Genomic DNA, 14,733 nt, shown 5'->3' with positions numbered 1-14,733 from the left:
TGCGCGCTGCTGACCCCGAGGACATAGCCTTTGCCTGCGCGACGCAGTTGCTGTTCAATGTCACCGACACCGTAGACCGTATCGCCTGCAACCCACTTGAATGGGACAGGCGCGGCCATGGCGCGTGCGATCATTCTCGTCGCAAGCTTTGGTTTTTGTCAATCGGCGTTCAAATTTGACCCCTCGGGGGGTCAATATTGCAGGCCGAATGACATTGGTTTGGTCGCAAAGCCGGTATCGGCGGGCACGTATGCGGCTTTCAGGCGATCTGGATCGTCGGTCCATTCCTTCGGAAGATACAGCGCGCGGTCGATGAACGCATGACCGTGGCACGAAACGTAGGCCGCGAAGACGCCGATCTGGCAGTTCGTGATCTTGCCCGCCGAACCAGTGTATTGACGCGCTACGCCGCACGACGCCTTGCCCTGTTTGAGAAAGCCGGTCTCATCGATCACGAGGACCGCGTCATCGTCCGCCAAATGCTCGATGACATAATCGCGGACGATATCGCGCAAGGCATCCGCATCCCAATCCCTGCGACCCAGGATCGCCTGTTGCCGCCATGGGCCAGGATCGCCTGCGGCCTCAGCGCGCATCCAACCGGTCTTGCGTTGCTCGTCTCCAAGCAGACCTTCCAGGAACAGGCCTGCATTCTTCGCAACACGCTCTTGCCCGAACAATGGACGTATCCGCTTCTTGATCTCCCGAAGCGACGCCGCCCACAACGCAAGCGTCTCTTCAATCGACGCTGCCTGCGTCCACGATGTTCGAATCATGGTTGCCCATGGATTCAGAAGCCGAGAGAAAAGGCAACTGTAGTGCTAGAATCTTTGGATCTATTTACCCGAAATGCGAAGCCCATAGATCGATCGGAAGTGCAAGTGTTCTAAACCTGCATCAATGCCGCCCTCCTCGGTTGAGCCAGGGCAGCGCTAGTATTTTCGGTGCCTGAGAAGTTTGGCAATGCGCCTGTGATACCCTTCCGCCAGATCCAGCAGACTACTTGCATCGAGACTCATGCTGCCAAGACTTGGCGCGGTCCATCACCAGAAACGCCGTTTTGTTTTGCAGGCAGGCTAAACTGGAACACAGCCCCCCGAGGTTCATTCGCGGTGACCCATAACCGTCCCCCATGCGCCTCGATGATCGAACTAGAGATGACCAAGCCCATTCCCATCCCCTCAGGCTTGGTGGTGTAAAAGGCCTCGAAGAGGCGGTCCACGATATTCGGATCCACGCCCGGTCCGGTATCCCGCACAGACACGAGTACGCGGTCAGAGGCATCGCTCGAAGTGCTAATCCTGAGCTCCTCCGCGTCCGCGATACAAATCATCGCGTCCACGGCGTTCATGACAAGATTAAGAATCACCTGTTGCAGCTGGACGCGATCGCCTTGCACGAGCGGTAAACCGGTCGCGAGGTCTGTCCGCAGCGAAAGGCCGTGCTTTAGCACTTCGCTTCGGGTCAGAGCGACGACATCAAGGACAGCGTTGTTGATGTCGATGCTATCCTTCCGAGGCGGTGCCTTCTTCAGAAGTCCGCGAATCCCGCTCACGACTTGCCCGGCCCGTATCCCATCTTTAACGATCAGGTCTAGAGACTGACGGACCTGCTCAAGATTGGGCGGATCAACGCCGAGCCAGCGCAAAGCTGCCTGTGCGTTCATTACCACCGCACTAATTGGCTGGTTTACCTCGTGAGCAATTGAGGCCGTGAGTTGCCCCATGGTTGCGACGCGATTGGCGTGCGCGAGCTCAGCCTGCGCCGATCGCAAGGCGTCGGACGCCAATGAATGGTCTGTGAGGTCGTGAAAGATCGAAAGGATGGCTTCAACCCGCTCCGACTTGGAGTGCAAGGGCGAATGGCTTATCGAGATATAGCGTCGAGTGTCAGGGTAAGTAAACCAGTCCGCATATCTGACTTCTTCTCCCTCGAAACATCGGTCGTGCTTGGGTTTGACCGTCTGCTCAAAAACTGTAGTCCCTAAGACATCAGCCACGTGCATCCCGACGAGATCCTTCGCTGATCTTCCCGAAATGAGTTCGAAGACCGGATTAACACGTTGGTACCGATAGTCGCGCCCAATGATGCAGATTGCATCCGGTGAACGCTCAAAAACCAGCTGCGTCAGATGCTCCGCCCGTTTGAGATCGGTGACATCTTGGACCGCTCCGAACAGGCTGAGAGGTCGGCCAGACGCGTCCCTCGTCAGATCACCCTGACTGTGGACAAACCGCACCTCGCCGTCCGGCCTCACTATCCGATAATTAAAGTCGCAGCGAGAGCCGCCGCGTAGCGTGTGCGCTAGTGCTGAGCTCCAGATTGCACGATCCTCCGGATGTAACCGCTCGGTCACTTCCTCAGTCGTAATGGTGCCCTCACACGGCGCGAGCCCGAAGATGCGACATGCTTCGTCCGAAAAGGTGATCCGTTCTGTTCTGAGATCGCGTTCCCAGTAGCCGACGTGGGCGATGCGTTGCGCTTGTTCGAGCAGCTCCTCTCTCCGGCGCACTTCGTACGGCACCTCGCGCGGAGCAGCGGGACGGATTAATCGTTGCCACAACATGATTGTCCCCTCCATACCATCGCCGATTAAGAAGAGGATTTCTTATGGGTAGCCGATCATACGGCTCATCCCGTTACAGGATTTGTGATGCCCGGCTCAATCGCAGTCGAGTCGATCGCCAACCCTCAGGTACAATCACGCCTTCGAAGGTCGGCTAAATGCCGTCAATCTTGCACGTACTCCTGAACAGAACAGGGCCACAACATAGCTCACTAATTCAATAGGATCAACCGCGCGCCCATACCCGATGGACACGCTAGGATTTCGATGGAAGCGGTCGCTACGAGGCAGTTCTTCCTGAATCGGATCACAGGATCTTCGCAAATTTTAGTCTACGCCCAACGCCCTGCTTTCGATGGCCTGCCCAAAATTTATCTTTGCCGTCGGCTGCCAAGGCGAGAGAGAATTAGGAGGCAGTCCGATTTGCCAGCGGATCCTAAGTAGCTTCGAGCACACCAGGAAGACCTTCAAGGCGATCCGAACACAGAGTTGCTCAGACTTCGCAATTCAGAGTGGGCCGGCTCGTCCTAGCTGCGACACAGGACGTCGAACCAGACGCAAATATGGAAACGAACATGCTATGGGAACAGCCCACGTGTTTCCTTTGCACTTCGAACGCGATCCACACCTATGGCCATTGCCGCGGTGCGATTGAATATGTTCTCCCGCCTACTTCGTGCCAGTACGCGATCGAAGGCACGATCCAGAAGTTGATACTCCTGACGCATTACCTCCTCCTCCTCCCAGAATAACCGCTGCAGATCCTGCACCCATTCGAAGTAGCTGACCACCACACCTCCCGAATTGCACAGAATGTCGGGGATGAGGAAGATTTCCTCCTGACGGCCTTCCAAGATCCGATCGGCTTCCGGTGTTGTCGGGCCGTTGGCGCCCTCAGCAAGAATACGGCAGCGCAGCTTACCCGCTATTTCGGCGTCGATGACCCGTTCCACTGCGGCCGGAACAAGCACGTCACAGGGCATCGTCAGCATCTCTGCTGGGTCTAGAGCGAGCTCGTTGGAGTAGCCATCCAGGTTACCTTGCAAGGCCGCATGTCTGACCAGCTGTGGTATGTCGAGCCCCGTAGGCCGATAGAGCGCGCCCGTGTGATCGCTGACCGCGATCACCTTCACCCCCATATTATGCAGCTCGAGCGCGGCGACCGAACCGACATTTCCAAAGCCCTGAACGACGGCTGTTGCGCCATTGAGTCGGATCTTGAGCTCGTCCGCGGAGCGGCGAACCAAATGAGCCACACCCCGGCCTGTCGCTTCACGGCGACCGAGCGTTCCGCCGGCGCTGACAGGTTTGCCTGTCACGATCTCGGTGACGGTTTGGCCCTGATACATCGAGTATGTATCCATGAACCACGCCATGATCTGCTCGTTTGTCCCAAGGTCGGGAGCCATGACATCTGTGTGCGGCCCAACAAAGGGGATCATTTCCTGCATATACCGGCGCGACAGGGCTTCAAGCTCACGCTTTGACAAGCTGGAAGGGTCGACGTTAATTCCGCCCTTGGCGCCACCATATGGCAATCCGACCAGCGCACACTTCCAGCTCATCCAGATAGCAAGCGCTGCGACTTCGCCGAGGTCAACTGTTGGCGCGAACCTGGTACCCCCTTTTGTCGGGCCAAGCGTCAGGTGGTGCTGCACCCGGTAGCCCTCGAACACCGCCGTTGTGCCGTCATCACGATGAATTGGACACGACACCGTGACAGATCGCTTCGGCAGCAATAGGCGGGGTCTTGCGTCATCCGGTATGCCCAGATAATTCGCGATCACCTCGAATTGCTTTACGGCCATCTCAAACACTGGCCCACGGTATGCAGTCACGCTAGCTCCTGAGGCTGACTTTGAAACATCGGATGCTCATGCTACAGCGCACCAAGCTCCCTAGTTGCGGGTTGCGCGTTTCCGATGTTGATGAGACAATTTATTCAATCAGCAAGATCGCGCCTCGCGGTCACGCCAACAATACAACCAATGCGACGAAAGCGAGATTGACCAAGGCCGCCACGAATGCCCAACAGCGAATCGCCGCGGGCGAAAATTCAAGACTGTCCTGCGAAGTGTCGACCCAAAGTGGCGGCTTTCAAGTTAGCTCCAAGGAGCGGGTTAAGAGACAAACCTGCATAAGAGCAGAACCGCCCACGCCGCCAAAAACCGACCGCTTCGAGCGCGCTTAGAGCCCTTGCCGTTACGCCGACCGAACTTGCAAATGAGGAGCCCTCCTCCCGGCTCCGTCGCAGCTGACAACAGGTGCGTAGGCCGCATCAACATCACTTCTCGATCCGGCAAGTGGATCCGGCGGGTCGGCCGCTGTTGTACCCCTCACGTTCGATCTCCCATCCAGTGATGACAGAATAACATTCCTAACGCACGATACTCGGCGTTACGCGCGCCATTCCTCCACTATTTCGGTGAAATTCATCGCAGAAGCGGCGGCTTGCGAGGCTTTTCTCTAGGTCCGCCGAAAGGCCGATCGAATCGAGTTATGGCCGACAAATCTAGCAACTTTGGTTAAACGGCCGAGGGATCGTCCTCGAGCCGGCAAGAGGTAACGTCCCTTTGACGTATGCTGCAGCTGGTAGAGGCGAGGCCTTTTGCAAGGGAAAGCATCGGTCTTTCTCCTGCGTACAATTAGCCGGTCGTTGTGAGATTGAGTTTCAGCGTGCGCGGCAGCGATCGGCCACCGTCCATGATGATTGATTGTCCCGTCACAGCAGAAAACTCTGGAGTACAGAGAAGGGCTGACATTCGGGCAACCTCCTGTTCCGTCACGAGCCTTGCCAAGGGCGTTTCCGCGATCACGGAGCTCTTGTAGTCGACCATCGTGTCGGTGCGTTCGCTGGCGATCTGGCCGGGCACAATTGCATTTACGGTGACGAGTGGCGCAAATTCGAGCGCGAGGCATTCCGTCAAATGGATGAGAGCCTGTTTGGCAAGGCCATATACCGAATGCGACCGCGCGTAAGCCGAGGTTGCGCTCACATTGATGATCCGTCCCCAACCGGTTCGCTCCATGCCTGCGATCGCGCTTTGAGCGAGCTGGTACGGCGCCCTTACGTTGATCGCCATCACCGTCTCCCACTGCGAGATGGACAACGACCGAAACGGCGCATCCGCATAGGGACCTGCATTGTTGACTAGGATGTTGACGTCTCCGAGACGCTCCGCGATGCGCGAAACGAGTGCATACGGCGCCTCGGGATCGCTGAGGTGACCCAGAAAGACCGCTGCCTTTCCACCGATTGCAGCGATGCGAGCGCAAACGCTTTCGCCGTCACTTAATGCACGCCGGCAGTGCACTGCGACACGCGCCCCTCGCCTAGCGAGTTCGATGGCGATTGCAGCGCCCGCGCCGGACGAAGAACCTGTGACAAGGGCGACCTTGCCCTCAAGATCTTTTTCGCCCGCACTCATGGATCGATCCTCGTAGATCAGATGAACTTCAGTTTCGACTCGTCCAGATATTTATTGTGTATTAGTTCGATCAGATCCTTGGCGGATGTGGCCAGCTCCGCCTCCTAGGCGGCGCGATCGGTTACTTCGATCCGTTCTACTGTCGCGCTTGCCTTTTTTATTGAACAAGCTCATCATCTTGGATCTCCCGCTCGTGGCTGCACTACACTCTCAATGAAATACGCGTGCCCCGTCGAGCGGATTCCAATAAAACGAGTCCGTGAGACCTAAGCCGTCCCATTATCGGACTCTTTCGCAAAAGCCGTCTCGACAGCGGGCCAGACTTGCGTTCCGAAGCGCATAATAACGTCCTCATAGGTGGTGCCAGGAGCCGGAACAGGAAAAATGTTGAAGCCCGTGATGCCGGCGCGGCGAAGGTCAACCATGTGTTGGGTTATTTCCTGCACAGTCCCGCAGAGAGTGAGAGCGTCGACATGCATGTCGGTGACGAGAGGAAAAAGAGGCGCGAACGGGGCCACCCCGGCAGCATAGGCAACGGGACCAATGGTTTCGACGACATTCTTCGGCAGAGTCAATCCTTGTGCTTCCAGCGTGTAGAACCTCGAATTGGCTTGCGCGATGATCCGTGTCACCGAAGGCCGCAATATATCCCGCGCTTGCTTACCGTCGTTAGTGATACAACAATCGAGTCGCGCGACGAGCTTGACCTCGTTCGGAGAACGGCCGGCCTTCCGCGCACCTTCGGCGACCGTCGATGCGAAGGCCTTTGCTTCCTCGACGGAGCCACAGCCCTCCATCATCACGCCGTCGGCGATTGCACCGCCCATTTTCTGGCCCAGCGGTCCGTTGCTAGCGACACGAACAGGAACACGCGATCGCAGCGGCGCGAAATTCAACCGGCCGCGGTGACACTGAATGATCTCGCCCTGGTAGTCGACCTCCTGCCCGGCCATGAGCTGACGGATCAGATCAACGGCTTCGCGAATAGCGAGCGGGGGCTTGCGCGATTGGATCCCGAGCTCCGCAAAGCCGGAGACGCCGGCGCCGATGCCGAGGATGGCGCGCCCTTCCGAAACTTCATCGAGGGTGCCCAAAGCCATGGCGGTTAGAGCTGGATGGCGCGCGAATGGATCGGTGACGCAGGGACCGAGATTGACGCGCGCAGTTTGCCCCGCCAGAAGCGAGAGACACGAGTAGGTTTCCCGGAAAAAGCGCTCATCAGCGAGCCAGACGGTCTCGAATCCGCTCTCTTCGGCAAGCCTGGTGCGAGCCGCAAGGCCAGCCACGGGTTGGTCGCCAAGCATCAACAGTTCTATGGACATCAACTTCTCCGATTATTGTCTTCGGCGGCGCGGGGCAGCTGATCCGGCCGATAGGTGATGGTGGTCTTCAACTTTCGGCAAAGGGCATTACGACGTTAGAACATCTCGTCTGAAGGTCACGCCGATTTGAAGAAGATCTTTGAACTTAAGGACCAAGAACGGGGCTGCGCCGCTTGCATGGTGAGCAGGCGGCCGTGCGCGCAGTGGACGGTGGCTCGTTCTCGATCGGCGAGGGTGAGCCGCTGGGCCTTGTCGGCGAAACTGGCTGCGGCAACTCCATGCCGCACGATGACTGATACGCGTTGGAGGCCACGGGAGGTTGGGATTGCCGGGCAAGAGCTCGATCAGGGAAAAACAGATCACCCTGACGCCGAACAAGGTCGGCGCCAGCAGAGTTACTCTACGAGGCATGGAAGCTAAGCACGACATGACTTATTCAGCGCATCCGGGCTACGCTTCAAGCCAGCTTCATTTTGTTGAAGCGCTCAAAGGAATCCCAATATTTCGCAACGCCCGCGAGCTCGGAACGCGTCACTCTGGCCCAATTGTCGTACCAAAGCAGACCCCAGGCCGCATCATCCAAAAGGATCTTCTGCGCCTCCTTGACCCCGGCCATACGCTTGCCAGGATCAGCCTCGCGCATATTGTCGTCGATGATCTTATCGAGGACCTGATTGGCGTAGGCTCCCTTGTTGGTCGCCGTCGCCTTACTATGGAAGTTCCAATAGAGGTGATAAACTGGATCGTTGATCCAGGATTGCCAAGATTCAATCGACAGCTCGTGCCCGCCGCTCGATGACAGCTGGCGGAAGGTTGCGTCGGTCTCCTTCTCGATGCTGACTTGAAAGCCGATTTTCTCCAGCTCGCGCTGGATCCAAATCGCTGCCTGCTCGTGGGGCGCATAGCCCACACGAACCGCAAGCTTTACTGGAATTGGTCCTGAGCCGTGCCCGGCTTCGGCCATCAATGACTTGGCCTTGCCGACATCATATTTATACGGCGAGAGTGAACCGTCATAGCCGGGGGTCTGAGCTGCGATCGGGCTTTTCATCTGCTCGCCATAGCCGTAAAGGACGTTTGGGATGATCGCGTGGATCGGCATCGCGTAGTTGATCGCTTGACGAACCTTCACGTTGTCGAACGGCTTCTTTTTCAGATTCATGCATAGGAAATTGCAGTTGGTGTCGGGCAGAGACACCACAGTGAGGCCCGGCGCGCCCTCGAGATTCTTGAGATTCTTGGGCGACATCGAGTTAGGCCCGACCACCATATCGATGGCCTTGCGCTTGAGCAGCAGAATCCGGTCTGCCTCATTGGATGCATATTTGATGACGATGCGCCTGAAATACGGTGCCGGTCCCCAATAACCGGGGGTCGCTTCCAAGATCACCTCGACGCCCGGATTGTTGCTCACGGGTTTGTAGGGCCCAAGCCCGGCCGTGTTGCGCTTGAGCCATTGAGCGGCCCAGGGGTCGTCGGCAGTCGCGTGTAGCTTGATCTCGTCGGGATCAAGAAGTGCGTTGTTGGACAGGGCGAGCACATCGAGCAACATAGCGCTTGGTGCCGGCAGGTTGATGGCAAAGGTGCTGTCGTCGCGAACCTCGAACTGATCTGCTTGCGTCACCCCGATCATGGTCGGAAAGATGAGCCGCATATAGCCGGGTGATTGCAGTCCGCGGTCAAAGAGATATTTCACCGCCTGGGCATTGACCGGCCGGCCGCTCGGAAACTTCAGGCCTTGTCGGATCTTTACGACAAGGGTCTTGTCGTCATTCTCAAATTTCCAGCTTTCGCCGATGCCACCGATGAAAACACCGGGTTTGGAAATCGACAGGTTAGGCGATCCGGTGACTGGCTCCGCCCCCCAGCCCAGCACCGTGTCGTAGATGTTTGCCTGAACAATGTAGGCGCCATCGGACTTGAACTGCGCCGGATCGAAGGAATCGATATCGGCGCCCCAGGCGACGGTGAGGGTCGGAACATCCTGCGCATGTGCAGGTCCGGTAAAAAGGTCCGGCGTGAACATCGCACTTCCGCTCGCCGCCAGCTTGAGGAAGTTGCGGCGCGACTGATTTCCAAACATTCAAGTCCCCCTGCCTAGATTGTCGATTTGAGTGAAAAGCTCGAAGTAGATGGTTTGGCTGGATCAGCCTCAGGCAGCCTCCTGCAAAGGAGCAGCGACGTAGTTCGCCTGCCTCAGTACAGACCTACCGAAGGTGACGCCGACAACACCCAGCGATCAGGTCCGCGCAATCGGGATCAATTACCAGACGCTGCACGACACTCATGCCGACACATCTCGGCGCCTGCGCTTTGGAGCAGCGACCGATCGCGCCTTTTCCGGTTTGTCGATAACGCGCGACAGGCAGTTGGCCGCCTGCATGATGTCATCAGTCACAGCCGCGCGGGCGGCGGGACCGTCTCGATGCATCAGCGCATCGAGGATGCGGCGGTGCGCGTCCATGGAGCGTCGCAGGTGCGTGGCGTCGGGTGCAACGAGCACGAAGCAAGGACCGATCAGGACCCAGAAATTCTCGACCGCACCAAGGATGATGGGCGCTTGAGCGATCTCATAAATCCGCCGGTGAAAGGCGAAATTCGCTGATAGATAACCGGGCACATCGAGCGCGTCGGCGGCTGCCTGGAGGCGATCATAGAGCTGCGTGATTTCGGCATCATCAACGCCCGTCATGCGGGAGGCTGCGCGCTCGGCCAGAAGCCCCTCAAGCGCCACCCGTGCATCGCGCACATCGCGCAGTTGCGCCCCCGACAGCTGAACCACGCTCAGCCGCGCCGTGTCGCTGAACTCGAATGCGCCTTCAGCCTGTAGGCGGCGCAACGCCTCGCGCACCGGCATCGGGCTCGAGCCCAGCGCCTCAGCAAGACCACGAATTGTCAGCCGCTGGCCCGGCGCGAAGCGGCCGGCCATCACGCCGTCACGCAAATGTCGATAAACCTGATCTGCCATCGAATCCCGGGCAACCGACGGCAGTGGCGGCAGCGGTTTAGTATCCTTCACCTTCGCATTTCCCCTATCTTGATTCTAGATATGTGATCACAAATTGGTGCCACGGTCAAGCTATCCCCCTACCCGCTCCTTTGGAAGGACGGCGCTTGCGACAAGCCTGACGTGTGAGTAACTGAGTTGCTGGAGCACGAATTCGACTCCGAACGGCCGCAGTAGCGAAGGTATGTAGCGGTAAGGCTAAATCGAGATAGCGATTGTCGCGCTTTGAGGGGAGGACCTCGATTCGTTGCTATTGTCCTTGCCTGCTATTTGCGGCGAGCTCTTCGCGTAGCTCTTTCGCCGTGGAATGATATGCGCCTGGACTTTTCAATCCAGGCGCAGCTTGTCTTTCAGCCAATCGAAAATAAATTGCCGCCCAATGCTCGGATTGTCGAGCTGCCGGTGTGATGAACTTATCTCCTCGCCCTTGATAATCCTCAGCTCCATCGGCACGCCGGCTGCGCGGCAGTTCTCATGTAAGGCATGACCTCCTCCAGCCCAACAAAATCGTGTTCTCCCACTACGGCCAAAGCACGGACACTTGATTTGGCGCGCAAGCTTATAGGACGAGGATAATCTTATATCTGAACCGAAGAAGCTGGCGGTGACAACCTCTGTTCGAGATCATCCCAAAATCCACCGTCGCAAAATGGCCCTTCCGTTGCTGCCACGCGCGTGGCAAGGGCCTCCAAGACCGTCGCCTAACTCGATTGATCGCCGGCCTCATTCGTCTGCGGACCGCGGAGCAGGCCGCACGATCAGAAGCCGACTTCACCGGTCCCTTTCAGCTTCAGCATGACGCGCGCCTCGTCCGGCGTTGCCAGCTCCAATCCGAGTCCTGCGAGGATCGAGCGGGCTAGTCTCACCTGCTCCGCGCTGGAGCTGGCGAGCTTCCCGGGGCCTGCCCAAAGGCTGTCCTCGAGGCCCACACGGATATTGCCGCCCATCGCAGCCGCCATGGCGCCTACGCGCATCTGCGCGGCGCCAGCGCCGAGCACCGACCAGACATAGTCGTTACCGAACAGCCGCTCGGCAGTGCGGCGCATCGTGGCGACGTCCTCGTAATGCGCGCCGATCCCGCCGAGCAGGCCGAAGACGGATTGGATGAAGAATGGCGGCCGGACCAGACCGCGGTCAACAAAGTGCTTGAGGTTGTAGAGATGGCCAACATCGTAGCACTCGAATTCAAATCGCGTGTCGCCGGGCGCACATAGTGAGAGGACCTCCTCGATCTCGGCGAAGGTGTTGCGGAAAACGAGGTTGCGCGAAGACTCCAGGTGCTGGCGCTCCCATTGATGGGTGAAATCGCGATAGCGCTCGAGCATCGGAAACAGGCCGAAGTTGAAGGAGCCCATGTTGAGCGAGGCGAGTTCGGGCCGAAAATGACGGGCAGGCTCCACGCGTTCGGCAACCGTCATGAACGGGCTGCCGCCGGTGGTGATGTTGATCACGGCTCGGGAACGGCGGCTCAGCTCCGGCAAAATCCTCTGAAATCCTTCGACCGATTGGTCCGGCTGACCCGTCTTAGGGTTACGCGCGTGCACATGCAGGATCGCAGCACCAGCTTCCGCGGCACGTACCCCCTCTTCAATAATCTGGTCCGGCGTCACGGGAAGATGCGCTGACATTGAGGGCGTGTGGATCGCGCCAGTCAGCGCGCAAGTGAGGAGGACCTTGCCGGTCTTGGCCATCGAAAATCTCCAGAGTGAATCGGTGATAGTAAGGGGCCGGCTAGGTGTTCCGGCTTTGCAAGTCTCTCGCCCGGAACTGGCAGGAAGCCGCCGGGATTAGGAGTGCCACCCGCGGTGGCGGGGACAGCATGGAGCGCCCTTGCCTGCCGCTTGATGAAGCTGTCTTGGCCGGCTCAGCTCCCGAAGCGCGGCTCCGGGATGCCCTTGATGCCGAGCCCCGTGATTGCAAATAGCGCGCCGCGCTGCTGTCCGTCGTCGGGAAAGCGCGGCAAGGGCGGCTTCGCCATGGACGTCACGTACAGAATGTCCAGATTGGAACCACCGAACATCACGCTCGTGACCTTGCGCACCGGCATCTCGATAATGCGGTCAAGGCTGCCGTCCGGCGCGTAGCGCACGAGCTTTCCATCGTAGACCAGCGCCTGCCATAGGAAGCCTTCTCCATCGACGGTGGCGCCGTCCGCGGCACCGCCATTCGAACGATCCACTGGCGCGAAACGACGCCGCTTCGTCGCAGCACCGGTCTCGATGTCATAGTCGTAGGCCCAGATCTCTCCCGTCCAGGTGTCGGCGAAATAGAAGGTCCGGTCGTCCGGGCTCCAGCACGGGCCATTGGAGACGATGATCTTCTCATCCAAGACGTGCAGTGAAAGATCGGGATCGAGCCGATAGAGACGGCCGGAGGCCTCGGCCTCCAGCGTATCCATGGAGCCAAACAGGAAACGTCCTCGGCGATCGACTTTACCGTCATTCAGCCGATTGCGCGGCAAATGTGTCTCGGGTGTTGCGATCAGCGTCAGCGCGCCGCTCTCCAGATCGAGATCATGCACTCCCGATTGGAGCGCAACGAGCGCATGCGTACCGTCGCGCCGCAGCGCCATCGAGCCGATCTTCGCCCCGACGTCCCAGGCGCGAAGCTCGCGTCCATCTGCGGTCGTGCGAAAAACGCGACCATCAATGCTGTCTATCCAGTACAGACGCTGCTGCTCGACGTCCCAAAGCGGGCCTTCGCCAAGCGTCGTCTTCAGATCCGCCACGATCTCGATCTGCAAATTCGTCCCCCGTTCTTACGGTTCATAGATATTCCACGTTCCCGTCGATGCTGATCGCCTGGCCGGTCACATTGCGTCCACCTGGCGAGCAGAGGAATAGGGCCATGGCGGCAACGTCCTCGGCCGTCACCATGCGACGCAATGAGATCTTCTTGAGGTATTCCTGGCGCATCGTGTCGTAGCTGGTATGGAGCTGCTCGGCGCGCGCGCGGATCACGCCTTCCATTCGCGGGCCCTCGACGATGCCGGGCAAGAGCGCGTTGACGCGGATGTCCTCGGGACCGAGTTCAGCGGCAAGCGATTTGACGAGCCCGACAATGGCCCATTTCGTTGCGGCGTACGGGGTACGCCATGCATAGCCGAGCCGGCCGGCAACGGAGGCCATGCAGATGATCTGTCCATAGCGCGATTGGCGAAGCATCGGCACCGCGGGACAGGCGAAGCGGTACTGCGCGTTGAGGTTGATGTCGATTGTTTGCTGCCAGTCGAACTCTGCAATAGCGTCGATTCCGCCGGTCGGTCCGGCAATGCCCGCATTGTTGATGAGTACGTCGAGACCGCTCCAACGCGCAGCTTGCGCGCGAAAGACGGTGGCGACCGCCTCGCGATCCGACACGTCGGCCTTTGTGGCAAGCACCTTTGGATGCCGTTCGCGGAAGGCTGCAAGCGCATCCTTGTTGACGTCGCAGATATGCACATGCGCACCTGCCTCAACGAAGGCTCCGGCAAGTGCGGCGCCAATACCGGACGCGCCTGCCGAGATCAGGACACGCAGCTCCGGGTAAGGCACAAGACGCTGCAACACACTCATTCCGGTATATCTCCCCGCCTGCGTCTTGGAGCAGCAACGGAGCGCTCCTTGGCCGCTTTGTCGAGAACGCGAGACAGGCAATTGGCCGCCTGCATGATGTCGTCGGTCACGGCCGCGCGGGCGGCGGGGGCGTCGCGATCCAGCAGCGCATCGAGGATCTGGCGGTGCGCCTCCATGGAGCGCTGCAGGTGGGCAGCGTCGGGCGCAACGAGCACAAAAAAGGGACCAATGAGCAGCCAGAAATTCTCGACGGCGCCGAGAATCATCGGGGCCTGCGCGATCTGATAGATCCGCCGGTGAAAGGCAAAATTCGTCCAGAGATAAGCGGTCACGTCGACTGCGTCAGCGGCTGCCTGAAGCTGACCGTAGAGCTGCCTGACCTCGTTATCATCGACCCACGTCATGCGCGCGGCTGCGTGCTCCGCCAGCAGCCCCTCGAGCGCCACGCGCGCATCGCGCACATCCCGCAGCTGCGCCTCGGACAGCTGACCAACGCTCAGCCGCGCCGTACCGCTGAATTCGAAGGCACCTTCGGCTTGCAGGCGGCGGAGCGCCTCGCGCACCGGCATTGGGCTCGAGCCCAGCGCCTCGGCAAGATCGCGGATTGTCAGCCTCTGGCCCGGCGCAAAGCGGCCCGCCATCAGGCCATCTCTCAGATGTCGGTAAACCTGATCCGTCATCGAGCCTCGGGCAACGGATGGCGATGGCGGCAAGGCAATGATGTTGCTCTTTTCCAAAGTCCCCTCCCTATATGAGATATGTGATCACATTACGAAAATTCCGTCAACAGTGGCTCGATGGGCGAAATCGATATTCCGAACTGCGCGTTGTGGCAGCGGGCGAAGCGTTGTCGATC

At 58.9% G+C, this 14,733-nt stretch carries 11 protein-coding genes and 1 pseudogene; 1 reads left to right on the top strand and 11 read right to left on the bottom strand.

The window, feature by feature from the left end:
* The 3 genes and pseudogenes from CP49_RS42025 to CP49_RS27705 all read right to left on the bottom strand — a co-directional run.
* Nucleotides 1-776, bottom strand: a pseudogene (locus CP49_RS42025) (IS701 family transposase); the annotation flags it as partial.
* A gap of 239 nt (nt 777-1,015) precedes the next feature.
* Nucleotides 1,016-2,581: a PAS domain-containing sensor histidine kinase gene (locus tag CP49_RS46365; protein WP_057853313.1), complete on the bottom strand. Its 1,566-nt coding sequence runs from the start codon at nt 2,579-2,581 to the stop codon at nt 1,016-1,018.
* 563 nt (nt 2,582-3,144) lie between these two features.
* Nucleotides 3,145-4,404, bottom strand: a complete 1,260-nt coding sequence (locus CP49_RS27705) for a Glu/Leu/Phe/Val family dehydrogenase (protein ID WP_057853312.1) — start codon at nt 4,402-4,404, stop codon at nt 3,145-3,147.
* Nucleotides 4,405-4,436: 32 nt separating this feature from the next.
* On the opposite strand from CP49_RS27705, the gene CP49_RS45255 reads away from it, so the two are divergent.
* Nucleotides 4,437-4,757 (top strand): hypothetical protein, encoded by a 321-nt coding sequence (locus tag CP49_RS45255; protein ID WP_156438690.1) that lies wholly within the window; start codon nt 4,437-4,439, stop codon nt 4,755-4,757.
* Nucleotides 4,758-5,211: 454 nt separating this feature from the next.
* On the opposite strand, the gene CP49_RS27700 is transcribed toward CP49_RS45255, so the two are convergent.
* The 8 genes from CP49_RS27700 to CP49_RS27665 all read right to left on the bottom strand — a co-directional run bounded on the left by CP49_RS27700 (nt 5,212) and on the right by CP49_RS27665 (nt 14,614).
* Complete coding sequence (locus CP49_RS27700; RefSeq protein ID WP_057853311.1) at nt 5,212-5,994, bottom strand: SDR family NAD(P)-dependent oxidoreductase; 783 nt, start codon at nt 5,992-5,994, stop codon at nt 5,212-5,214.
* Between the two features lie 266 nt (nt 5,995-6,260).
* The gene (locus CP49_RS27695; RefSeq protein WP_057853310.1) at nt 6,261-7,316 is read right to left on the bottom strand and encodes an LLM class flavin-dependent oxidoreductase; all 1,056 of its coding nucleotides are present in this window, start codon (nt 7,314-7,316) and stop codon (nt 6,261-6,263) included.
* Between the two features lie 457 nt (nt 7,317-7,773).
* Complete coding sequence (locus CP49_RS27690; protein WP_197423253.1) at nt 7,774-9,342, bottom strand: ABC transporter substrate-binding protein; 1,569 nt, start codon at nt 9,340-9,342, stop codon at nt 7,774-7,776.
* Between the two features lie 258 nt (nt 9,343-9,600).
* The gene (locus tag CP49_RS27685) at nt 9,601-10,284 is read right to left on the bottom strand and encodes a GntR family transcriptional regulator (protein ID WP_057853308.1); all 684 of its coding nucleotides are present in this window, start codon (nt 10,282-10,284) and stop codon (nt 9,601-9,603) included.
* Between the two features lie 797 nt (nt 10,285-11,081).
* The gene (gene kce / locus CP49_RS27680; protein WP_057853307.1) at nt 11,082-12,014 is read right to left on the bottom strand and encodes a 3,5-dioxohexanoate:acetyl-CoA acetone transferase; all 933 of its coding nucleotides are present in this window, start codon (nt 12,012-12,014) and stop codon (nt 11,082-11,084) included.
* A gap of 173 nt (nt 12,015-12,187) precedes the next feature.
* Entirely contained in the window at nt 12,188-13,066 is an 879-nt protein-coding gene (locus CP49_RS27675; RefSeq protein ID WP_057853306.1) for an SMP-30/gluconolactonase/LRE family protein, read from the bottom strand.
* Between the two features lie 22 nt (nt 13,067-13,088).
* Entirely contained in the window at nt 13,089-13,877 is a 789-nt protein-coding gene (locus CP49_RS27670) for an SDR family oxidoreductase (protein WP_057846021.1), read from the bottom strand.
* Nucleotides 13,874-14,614, bottom strand: coding sequence for a GntR family transcriptional regulator (locus CP49_RS27665; protein WP_197423252.1), 741 nt, complete (start codon nt 14,612-14,614; stop codon nt 13,874-13,876). The genes CP49_RS27670 and CP49_RS27665 overlap by 4 nt, the downstream gene beginning before the upstream one ends.
* Nucleotides 14,615-14,733: the final 119 nt, after the last annotated feature.

Origin of the sequence: Bradyrhizobium valentinum (genome assembly GCF_001440405.1) — a bacterium.
Classification (GTDB): Bacteria; Pseudomonadota; Alphaproteobacteria; order Rhizobiales; family Xanthobacteraceae; genus Bradyrhizobium; species Bradyrhizobium valentinum.
Note: the sequence above shows the minus strand (reverse complement) of the source record. Positions and strands in the feature narration are given on the sequence as shown.

What these genes read in the sequence shown, in the direction of transcription:
- CP49_RS45255 (WP_156438690.1), top strand. Translation starts at nt 4,437, where the DNA reads ATGCTCATGCTACAGCGCACCAAGCTCCCTAGTTGCGGGTTGCGCGTT.
- CP49_RS27695 (WP_057853310.1), bottom strand. Translation starts at nt 7,316, where the DNA reads ATGTCCATAGAACTGTTGATGCTTGGCGACCAACCCGTGGCTGGCCTT.
- CP49_RS27685 (WP_057853308.1), bottom strand. Translation starts at nt 10,284, where the DNA reads ATGGCAGATCAGGTTTATCGACATTTGCGTGACGGCGTGATGGCCGGC.
- CP49_RS27690 (WP_197423253.1), bottom strand. Translation starts at nt 9,342, where the DNA reads ATGTTCACGCCGGACCTTTTTACCGGACCTGCACATGCGCAGGATGTT.
- kce (WP_057853307.1), bottom strand. Translation starts at nt 12,014, where the DNA reads ATGGCCAAGACCGGCAAGGTCCTCCTCACTTGCGCGCTGACTGGCGCG.
- CP49_RS27700 (WP_057853311.1), bottom strand. Translation starts at nt 5,994, where the DNA reads ATGAGTGCGGGCGAAAAAGATCTTGAGGGCAAGGTCGCCCTTGTCACA.
- CP49_RS27670 (WP_057846021.1), bottom strand. Translation starts at nt 13,877, where the DNA reads ATGAGTGTGTTGCAGCGTCTTGTGCCTTACCCGGAGCTGCGTGTCCTG.
- CP49_RS46365 (WP_057853313.1), bottom strand. Translation starts at nt 2,581, where the DNA reads ATGGAGGGGACAATCATGTTGTGGCAACGATTAATCCGTCCCGCTGCT.